The organism is Haliscomenobacter sp., assembly GCF_965225875.1.
Lineage (GTDB): Bacteria > Bacteroidota > Bacteroidia > Chitinophagales > Saprospiraceae > Haliscomenobacter.
On sequence record NZ_CBDDBS010000003.1, the window covers coordinates 221,336 to 232,814 of the forward strand.

Here is an 11,479-nt window from a genome sequence, read left to right on the forward strand (position 1 = left end):
GCATTTCCTTTGCAAAAGTAATAAAACGACCAAAACATGAAGGCCACGGTATCATTTCCCAGCGTTATTTTAGCATTAATTTTTTGTACAGTCGCAAATTCATCGATTTGGGGGCAAGACCGCTACCGGATTGCGGTGATCGGTTTTTACAATCTGGAGAATCTTTTTGATACCGTCAACGACACCACCATCAACGACGAGGATTTTTTGCCCACTGGAGCCAACCTCTGGACGCCCGATAAATACCGCGAAAAACAGGGCAATATGGCCCGGGTTATTTCTGAAATTGGCACTGAAAAATCGCCAGACGGCGTAGCCATTTTGGGCGTTTCCGAAATTGAAAACCGCAAGGTGCTGGAGGATTTGGTTAAAGAACCCGCCATTGCTGCCCGCAATTACCAAATTGTGCACCACGAGTCGCCAGATGAACGGGGCATTGACGTAGCGATGTTGTACAATCCCAAGTATTTTAAAGTGACCTCTAGCAAGACACTTCCGGTGATTATTTACCTCGATGAACAAGGGGATCGCCAATTTACCCGGGATGTATTGCTGGTAAGTGGCGTGTTTGATGGTGAGCCCATTTATGTGTTTGTCAACCACTGGCCCTCACGTAGGGGAGGGGAGAAGGCTTCCGAACCCTGGCGGGTCAAAGCTGCTTCGGTGTGTAAAAAAGCCTGTGATTCCCTGTTGGCGCAAGATCCCAAAGCCAAATTCATCATCATGGGCGACTTGAACGACGACCCCGTCAACAACAGCGTCAGAGAGGTTTTGCGGGCAAAAAAGGAAAAAGAGGAAGTACGCAAAGGAGACATGTTTAATCCTTTTTACAACCTCTATAAAAAAGGCCTGGGCACGCTGGCTTACCGGGATGCCTGGAGTTTGTTTGATCAAATCATCCTATCTCCCGCCTGGGTGCAGCCCGAAGTAGGTGGCTATCAATATTTTCAAGCTAATGTGCACGGTCCTAATTACCTGCGCCAACAGTCGGGGCAATTCAAGGGCTATCCGCTGCGCACTTTTGTAGGCACGGAATACCAGGGGGGCTTTAGCGACCATTTTCCAACCTATTTTTATTTGGTAAAGAAAATTTGAATGGGATTAAAATACCCTACCTTGAATTTGGTATTTGAATAAATCCAAGGTTAAGTTTTTGTTTTTTCGGAAATTAAGTGCTGGTGATTTGCCCGGTTTGTGAAAAGGGAGTGGTACATTTGTGTGACGACGACCTTTTTGTATTAAATACGGACAAATCACAATCTCGATGGACAACCGCTACACTGGCCTATCCCTTAGGAATTTTGTAATTCTCTCAACTTTCCTGACATTCACCTTTTTACTTCAAGCCCTAAGTGGGTATGCACAATGTGTATCACTCACCACCATGGGGTCGGCAGTCACCCAAAATTTTGACGTACTGTCAAATACTGCTGGATCTACCACCAACAATTTGACGATAACCGGGTGGTTTATGAGCGAAACTGGCACCAGCGGCCTTGTCAATCAACAATATGCAGTAGGCACGGGCAGTTCCAATTCTGGGGATACCTGGAGCTTTGGGGCAACGGGATCTACAGAGCGAGCCTTAGGCGGATTGCGATCGGGAACCTTAGTTCCCGTTTTTGGAAGCTGTTATACCAATAATACGGGTGCAACTATAAATTCTATATCGGTAGCCTATACAGGAGAGCAATGGCGTTTGGGTACTATATCCAGAACGGATCAACTCACTTTTGAGATGAGTACGAATGCTACTAGTTTGACTACCGGCACCTGGACTCCCCACAGTTCGCTGAATTTTGTTTCTCCATTTACAACTACTGCAGGAGCATTAGATGGCAACGCCGCCGCAAATAGAACAGCACTGACGTATACCATTACTGGCTTATCCATCGCCAATGGCGCTACTTTTTGGATTCGTTGGAGTGACGTAGATGCTACTAATGCCGATGATGGCCTGGCGGTAGATGATTTTTCACTTACGCCTAATACTAATGTAGTCCGTAACCTGTCTATCAATGATGTAAGTTTAAATGAAGGCAACGCAGGGACTACCAGTTTCACTTTTACTGCATCTCTTTCTGCTCCTGCGGGCCCTGGTGGAGTCACCTTTGACATTGCTACAGCAGACAATACGGCTACAACGGCAGGTAATGACTATACTGCTAAGAGCCTTACTGGTCAAACCATCCCCGCAGGCTCTAGTACCTATAGCTTTACCGTATTGGTCAATGGAGATCTCGATATTGAATTCATTGAAACTTTCTTTGTCAACATTACCAATGTTACTGGTGCAACAGTAACAGATGGACAGGGACAAGGTACCATCGTCAATGACGATATCTGTCCCACCCCCAACATTACCGTAGCTGATGCTTCTGGCGATGTCACCAATGACGGCAACATTTGTCTAGGCGAATCAGCAACCTTGACGGCTAGTGGAGGCGGCACTTATGCCTGGAGCAATGGCGCAAATACCACTTCCATTACCGTAGCCCCAACCATCACTACACTTTACACCGTAACAGTGACCAATGAAGGTGGCTGCGTAGGGACGGACACGCTGACCATCCACGTCGGCCCCAAGCCACTATTTTTTGATGTAACGGGTGGCGGTTCTTATTGTGGCACTGGCCCAGGAGTGACCATAGGTTTGAGTGGATCTGAAGCCACAGCGCGTTATTTTTTATATAGAAATAATTTGTATGTGACAGATATACCAGGTACGGGCAATGCCCTTTCTTTTGGCACGTTTACCCAGCTTGGGACTTATGCTATTGTTGCAGCTTACACTAGCACCGGGTGTTTTAACCTGATGACTGGCACAGCGGTGATCAATACGGCTGGCCCCAGCTTCACGGCTACCCCTACCAATGGTGCCTGCCCGGAAAGTAATCCCTTTGTTACGCTAGACGTGCCCGCAGACTCAGGTTATAAGTACGACATCACTATTGGGGCAACTTATACCGGCTCCATGACTGCTGCTTCAGGTGGCACCGCCATCAATGCGGACCCATTGGAAGTATACACTTTTCCTATGCCTCCAAGTTTGGCTGGAACGCAGTACACTGTGCGGGTCATTGATGTGGCCACCGGATGCTACAGCGATCAGACCTTTACCCTGTCTGCGATTCCCGTGCCTTGCGACTGCGAAGCACCACCTTTTGTCAATTTTACACCACTTAATAGCACTTCTTGTGATGGGGCTATGGTAACCATTGGGTATACCGTAGAGAATGGACCAGCCATTATCAACACCACCGGATTTTTGGGCACTTTTTCTGAAACTACCCTCAACGATGGTACAGGGACCTTTACTTATACACCTGCGCCAGCAGAAATAGGTTTAAATCTGACCATTTTTGCCAGCATTGCCGATCCTGATGGTGGCGATCCTTGTGAGGGTGATACGGCTTCGGCTTCGATTAACGTAGTGCCACTACCCAATCCTACGATTATTATATCCAATGAATCTTCAGGAGTAGCCGTCAATGATGGCATTACCTGTGCAGGTAGTAACGCTACCTTGACCACCAATGGAGGTGGTACTTATGCCTGGAGTACTGGTGCCAATACCTCCTCCATCAGCGTTGCGCCAAATATCACCACAACTTATACGGTGACGGTCACGAACAATGGTTGTTCTGGTACGGCTACCCAAGTGATCACTGTTAATCCATTACCTACACCGACCATCACGGTAACGGAAAACTCGGGCACCACCCCCAATGATGGTACCACCTGTGCAGGCGCTACCGTGAACTTATCAACTTCAGGAGGCGGAACCTATGGCTGGAGCACTGGTGCCAATACTTCCTCCATCAGTGTTGCGCCAAATATCACCACAACTTATACGGTGACGGTCACGAACAATGGTTGTTCTGGCACCGCTACCCAAGTGATTACGGTTAATCCTATTGTAGAACCAACATTCACAGCGGTAGGCCCCTATTGTCAAGGTGCAACACCTGCGGTTTTGCCCACGACCTCCAATAACGGTGTTTCGGGTATTTGGAATCCTTCCACCATCAGTACCAGCACAGCAGGAACAACTACTTATATTTTTACACCTGCTGTTGGTGCGTGTGCAGATACTGCCAGCATCAAGGTGACCGTGAACCCCAAAGCAGAACCTGTCGTCACGGGAATCAAGATTAGCTATTGCCAAGGTGAAACACCAGAAGTTTTACCTGATGAATTACCCAGCAACATAGATGGTACCTGGAGCCCAGCTACTGTAAATACTTCCACACCAGGCACAACTACCTATATATTTACCCCGGATAGTGGGGAATGTGCGGATACGGCTTCGGTTAAAATTACCATCAACCCAAAAGTTGAACCTACTTTTTCGATACTCAGTACTTATTGCCAGGGGGAAACTCCGGTGAGCCTGCCCGGTACTTCCAGTAATGGCATTTCAGGTGTTTGGAGCCCCTCGACAATCAATACTGCTGCGGCAGGCATCAGTAGCTATGTATTTACGCCCAATGTCAGCGGTACCTGTACAGATACGGCCAGCTTAAAGGTAGAAGTTAAAGCATTGCCAGCGGCACCAAGTTTAAACAACATCACCGTATGCGAAGATGAAGGTGGAACCCGTATTTCAGTGGCCGCCAACGGTATTGGAGCACCACAGGCAATTACAGTTACCTATGGTTTTGATGGTGAAGTGAAAACTGGTGTAGTAGCTGGTGCAGGCATGGCTGGCTTGACGGCAAGCAATGCCTCGATTGGTGTAGGGCTTGGAAACGAAACATTCCCTGGTGGTACTGCGCCAACTGCAGTGGATGCCTACTCTGCCAGTGGCTGGACTACCAATAGTTCCGTGGATGCCAACGACTATTTTGAGTTTTGTATTACAGCAAATGCAGGTTATGTGCTGGATTTGAGCAACTTCCGCTTTGATGCTCAGCGTTCCGGTACTGGAGCAATGAGTTATCAGGTTGCTGTTTCAACCGATGGCGGAGCATTTGTTAATGTAGGAGCCGCAGGATCGGTGGCTACTTCTTTTGGTGCAAAAACGCAGACACTGAGTGTCAGCAATGCTTCTACAGTTTGTATCCGCATCTATGGTTTCAGCAGCACGGGAGCAACTGGTACTTTAAGGGTTGACAACGTCGTCCTTACCGGCGCAGCTAAACCTCTGCTTCCGGCCAATTGCAAGTTCTACACTGTTGATCCTGCTACTAATCCGGGAGCGGTTCCAGTAGCAACCGGAGACAGCTACGATCCTGAAACCACTGTGGCTACCAGCCCAAGCAACATTTGGGTGACCTGTGTTGGTCCCAATGGTTGCGAAAGCCCAGCTACTTTGGTTATTGTAACGGTTAACCCGGTTCCAACCTTGAATATCATTCAGCCAGAACCTGCTTGTTTGCCTACTACGGTAAATGTGCTGGAAGTTGACCTGGAGCCAAGCATTGAGGGAGGAACGACCAGTTATTTCAATACACTTGAAGATGCAATTGATGGCTCAAATGCGATCAATCCAAATACCTTGACCAGTATTGACGAAATTCGCACCATTTATGTGCGGTACACTTTGGAAACAGGCTGTTTTGCTACCGGGCAAATTAATGTTGCAGTAAGTGAAACCCCACCTGCTCCAATTGTTGAAAATATTTCGGTTTGTTTGAGTGAGGATACTTCCATTAAACCTACTACAGCTACCAATGGAGTAGTTTCCTGGAATTTCAATGCCAGTACTACCGTAGGTCAAAGCAGCAATGCTAGTTTTGTAGCGGCCAATAATGCTGCTCTTGGCATTGGTGCAGGTAATCCTACATTCCCATCAGGTTGTAATAATACCTCTAACGCTTTCTCAGCCAACGCATGGACTTCTACTACTGAAAGCCAGGCTGTAGCCAATAGTGATTACTTCGAGTTTCCGGTCAGCACATTGTCCCCAGCCAGGCTGACCAAGTTCTCGTTCTTTGAGCGTGCTTCGACTTCTGGTCCCCTTTCCTGGGCCTTGTACGTCAATGGCACCAAGTATGCAAGTGGCACCACATCAGATCCCTGTATGCAAGAAGTACGTGATCTGGATGTGAACATTTGTGGCGATCAAGCCGTCATCAGAGTTTATGCCTGGAGAGAAACTGGCACGCCTAATGCGGATGGAACCTGGCGTTTGGACGAAGTTGAAGCGACTTTTGAATCAGCTGTATTGTACAATTTCTACACTGATAATACCCTGAGCACCAAATTGGCAGGTCCGGTAGCGGCTTACGTGCCTGAAGACCTGGAACCAGGTGTGCCAACCACATTCTATGTAACTGCAATTACCACTTGTTCTGATTGCGAAAGCGAAGCAAGCCCAATTACCGTTACAGCAGTTGAATGTAAGGTTGAAATCACCGACCCTTGTATTTGCCAGAATGATGCGGGAATCATCGAAAATGGCACCTACTCTAACGATGGTTCTTTTGTAGACACCATTGCTGTAACGGCTCCAGCGGATCAAAACTGGATTGTTGTTGCAGTCGAAGGTTTGTACTTTGATGCTGATGGTACCAATCCTGTTGACAGCGGGGCCGCATTGACGGAAGTGAAACCAGGGGTGTATGTCCTGGCTGGTTATCATCTTGACAGTTTAGGTTATACCATCACGGTGAGCAATGGCCGGGGTATCGAATTATCCATTGGCAATACTTGCTACTATCCCGACCCAAGTTTCACTGGTTTGCCTCTTTTGGTGGCACCAACTGCCGCACCATTTAAAATTACAGGTACGGTTGCCAATGGTGCTTCGGGTGTTGGAACCTTCAGCCTGAATGGGGTTCCGCAAGCTGGAGCAGGCCCAGCGCCTACCATGTTGACGATTAACCCGGCAACCTTGCCTTTGGGTGAAAATACGGTGACTTATACTTTTGATGCTGGAGCTGCTGGATCTAAAAACCTGAGTGATCCAGGTTGTGCCAAAACGGTTCGTCAAAGCTTCCGCGTTGCTCACTGCGGTTGCCAGGACCTGACGGTCAGTTTGGATGCAAATTGCCAGTTCAAGCTTACTGCCAATGTCATTTCTGATGGCAATTGTAATGGAGCTACTGTGCGCGTAATGGACAATGACCCTTCCAATGGCGACACGATCGACTGTGCCGGGGTTTGGACTTATGGCCTGTTTGATGCCTTTAACAATGTCATTTGTTGGGGCAAAGTAACTGCCGAAGATAAATCAGAGCCAATTTTTGTTTGTGCCGATTGGTTCAAAGGCACCCTGGATTGTTATGATGTGGACTTTGTGTTGAACAACCGTCTGACTATTGGAAACGTTGGTGCAACGAGCTCCCCACGACCTTCCAGCAGCAGCCCACAAACAATCAATAATGCCGAAGGTGTAGCGGGTACTGGTACTTGTAACCTGGTGCCACCAAGTTTGGTAGCTGACAACATCAACAACCTGGGTTACACTTATTTTAAAGACAATTGCTACAACTGCGGTTGCCGCACTACATTGAAATGGAGTGATCGGGTAGTGTTCTACAATTGTGACCAAATGAAGGCAAATGGTGGGATTTATGCCCGAATTTACCGAACCTGGGTTGCTACGGACTGCAAAGGGATGAGCAGAGATACCGTTCAGGAAATTCCTTTTGCTCGACCAGCACTTGAAGATTTCGTGTTCAATGGCGACGGTGATGGTGGAAAATACGACCGAGTAGTGGAATACAGTTCTTGTGTACCTGATAAAGAACTGATCCAGAAATCGGACGTGATGCCTTTCGTGTGTAGCTACTTCAACCGTACAGCTGCACCTAGATTCTCACGTTGTTTGTACCTGGATGAAGTAGAATGCAACTATTCCGTATCGATCAAGGACACCGAATTCCCGATTTGTGGGGGTAAAGGTTTGAAAATCGATCGGGAACTATATGTACTGGATTGGTGTGCTGGTGGTATCGTTGATACTTTCCATATTCTGATCAAAATCGGCGATTTTGAAGCACCTTACCTGGAATATGCGCACCATGCACCACTTGACATCTCCACAGGCCCAATGGATTGTACTGCAGCCTTCCCGATCTCGGTGGCAGGTATTAAGGCTGCCTTTGGAGTTGACATCAAAGACAATTGCAGCCTGGGCAACATCAGTGTTAAACTGAAAACCAAAGACCGCTACGTCAAAGGCATTTTGGTTGCTGAAGATACCTGGGATGAGGTTAGTTATTCGATCATGAACGGTATGATGCTGGGTGTTCCAGTGGGCCGCCACCGTATGATCATTGATGCTTTTGATGGCTGCTACAATGCGAAAAAGGATTCCTTCGAATTCGAAGTGAAGGACAAGATCGCACCAATCATGAAGTGTGACGATGACCTGCATGTAACCTTGAGCAATGCCAATGGTTACACTAATGGATATGCCCAAGTGAGTGCGGCAGACATCGATGAAGGCTCTTGGGACAACTGCAAACTGGCCTGGATTGCGGTACGCCGCAATGTACCAGATGGCTGCGCAGCTAGCTTCATTGCCAAAGGTTACGACACGAACGGCAACGGCAAATTGGATGCTCTACCTGCAGATGGTGATGTAAGCAAAGCCGATGGTTTTGACCGGAACGGCGATGGCGACATTGCCGACTTTGGTGAAACCTTCATCCTGAAAGGCGGCAAATTGATGACGCCACTGTTGGACTTTGTAGAGTTCTTCTGCTGCGATTTGACCGAAAGAGTGACAGTTGAATTGTGGGGAGGTGACATCTACGGCAATACGAACTACTGCTGGATGGATCTGCTGATCGAAGACAAGGTGGCACCAACTTGTTTGGCACCCTGGGATGTGACGATCTACTGCGATGACAAAAACATTGCTTCTATCGACAGCAAAGTAGGTTCTGCTGCTGCATTTGGTGATGTGATCATTCCTTCTGGCAACGATTGTGCTGCGCTGGATACGACCTATACCACCGAGAAGAAGTTGAAGTGTGGCGCAGGTTACATCGATCGGATCTGGACTTTGACCAAACAAACGGCGAAAGGCCCAATCAGCGTGACTTGCAAGCAACGCATCCACATTCTACCCGTTCACGAATACAACATTTGTTTCCCTAAAGATGTATCGACGGATTGCAAAACCCCAATTATCGACACGGTAATCACCGACGAATTGGGCTGCGATATCCTGGCGGTGAATGTACACGACAAACGTTACGATGCCTCGGATGATGAGTGCTACAAGATCTTCCGGACTTACTCGGTGATCAACTGGTGTACTTACGACGACCGTTGTGGTGATCCATTGCTGCAAACCAATGTCTCGATCATCGATCGGGCGGTGTTTGGCAACTATGGCAAGGCACCAATCTATGTATTGGTTCGTGACCGCAAAAACAACCGTCGTGATGGCATCGAAGAGTTCTGGGTTTCCAAGGACCTGGTTGCTGGCAACGCAGACGATATTGACTTTACCGAGGAGGTTCCCTACTGCGAAGTAGCCGGAGAGTTCTACCACAGTTTCATCTATACCCAAATCATCAAGGTGTACGATGACACTCGTCCAGTGGTAACAGGCACCCGTGATACCTTCTGCACGAGCCCAACGGCATGTACTGCAAACATTACCAAGGTGGTGACTTTGAAGGACAACTGCACCGACAAGGTGGAATTGGAGACTCAGTTCCTGATGATTGCACCATTCCAGACTTTGGAAGCAGGCAAGATGATCCTGTACTCGACTCCACGTTGGAGCACCAAGGACTTGGGCAATGGTCAGTTTGAGATCAAGGTATCGAACCTTCCCGAAGGTACCCACGACTTGATTGTGGTGGGCCGCGACGAATGTGGCAACTTATCACTTCCAACCCGGATCCCATTTGTGGTGAAGGATTGCAAGGCTCCGGCGCCAATTTGTATCAACGGCCTGAGTGTCGACCTGATGCCTGATGGCAACGGTGGCGGCATGATGACGGTTTGGGCAACGGACTTCGTTGCATCCAAAATCTACGATTGCAACGGTCAAGGTCCAGAAACCAAGGATGGTCTGAAACTGATCACGAAATACTCCGTGAACCGTGTACAACAACCAGTTGATCCAAACCAGACAAGCATCAGTGTGAACTGTGCAGACCTGGAATTGGGCTTCATTCTGGTTGAACTCCACGCCTGGGATGAGGCGGGTAACCACGATTTCTGTGTCACTTTTGTAGAGGTACAAGACAATCGGAAGGTATGCCCAGCTCCAGCGGATAAAGTGAAGATCGCGGGTACCATTGCAACGGAAGGAGCAGGCAACCTGCAAGGGGTGTCGGTGACTTTGAGTGGCAGTGGCACGCAGAGTGACATGACGGGTACAGATGGTAACTACGAGTTTGTGAACATCAGCAAAGGAGGCGACTTCACGGTGACGCCACAACTGGATAAAAACCACCTGAACGGAGTATCGACCTTCGACCTGGTGTTGATCCAAAAGCACATCCTGGGAGTACAGGCTTTGAACAGCCCATACAAGATGATTGCAGCGGATGCGAACAACTCCAAATCGATCTCTACCTTGGACATGATTCAGATCCGGAAGTTGATTTTGAACATCGACACGCATTTTGCGAACAATACAAGCTGGAGATTCGTGGATGCAACGTACCGCTTCCCGAACCCAACGAACCCCTGGTCAACTGCCTTCCCTGAGGTAGTGAGTGTGAATGACCTGGTGACGAATGTTCGGGCGAACTTTGTAGCCATCAAAGTGGGTGATGTGAATGCGAGTGCGAGTGTGTCAGGAGCCGCGAGTGCAGAAATCCGCACGAGAGAGGACTTCAAACTCAAGACGCAGGAGCAAAACCTGAAGTCAGGCAATGAATACAAAGTGAGCTTCACAGCAGAAGACTTGAAGGACATTCAGGGTTACCAGTTTGCACTGAACCTGGATCAAAGCAAGGTGGAGTTGGTAGACATTGAATACGGAGTAGCCAAGGCGGAGAACTTTGGGGTGTTCAAAAACGAAGGGATCATCACCACATCGTGGAACAGCAAATACGAACTGGGAGCATTGTTTACGCTGGTATTGAGAGCGAAGGCTGATGCGAAACTCAGCCAAAGCATCAATCTCAACCGCTTGGTATCTCCAGAGGCATATGACCAAAACAATGAGAACCTGGGGATCGCCTTGAACTTTGAGGGTATCCAGGCCACTGAAGCCTACGAGCTCCGTCAGAACACCCCGAACCCCTTCAGCGATGAAACGGTGATTGGGTTCACCTTGCCCAAGGCCCTGAAAGGAACTTTGACGGTGCGAGATGTGAAGGGTGCCACGATTTACAAAGTGGAGGGCAATTATGCCAAGGGCAGTAACCAAGTCACGCTCAAGAAGAGCCAGTTGGGGGCCAGTGGGGTGTTGTACTACACTTTGGAGACGACGGACTTTACGGCGACGAAGAAGATGGTGATACTGGAATAAAAAGATTGTACGTTAATGCATAGAGGGCAGCTATTCCATAAGGGAGTAGTTGCCCTCTTTGTATTAAAGTACAATAGTTAGGTA

The 11,479-nt window shown here is 48.3% G+C and carries 2 protein-coding genes; both read left to right on the forward strand.

The genetic code is table 11. From position 1 onward, the window contains the following. The first annotated feature begins 36 nt into the window (after nucleotides 1-36). Nucleotides 37-1,095, forward strand: a complete 1,059-nt coding sequence (locus ACO08K_RS21480; protein WP_421798524.1) for an endonuclease/exonuclease/phosphatase family protein — start codon at nucleotides 37-39, stop codon at nucleotides 1,093-1,095. 169 nt (nucleotides 1,096-1,264) lie between these two features. Next, nucleotides 1,265-11,395: a T9SS type A sorting domain-containing protein gene (locus ACO08K_RS21485; RefSeq protein WP_421798525.1), complete on the forward strand. Its 10,131-nt coding sequence runs from the start codon at nucleotides 1,265-1,267 to the stop codon at nucleotides 11,393-11,395. The last annotated feature ends 84 nt before the right edge of the window (nucleotides 11,396-11,479 follow it).

Bases quoted from the DNA above. Each gene is read 5' to 3' on its own strand.
- ACO08K_RS21485 (WP_421798525.1), top strand. From the start codon at position 1,265: ATGGACAACCGCTACACTGGCCTATCCCTTAGGAATTTTGTAATTCTC.
- ACO08K_RS21480 (WP_421798524.1), top strand. From the start codon at position 37: ATGAAGGCCACGGTATCATTTCCCAGCGTTATTTTAGCATTAATTTTT.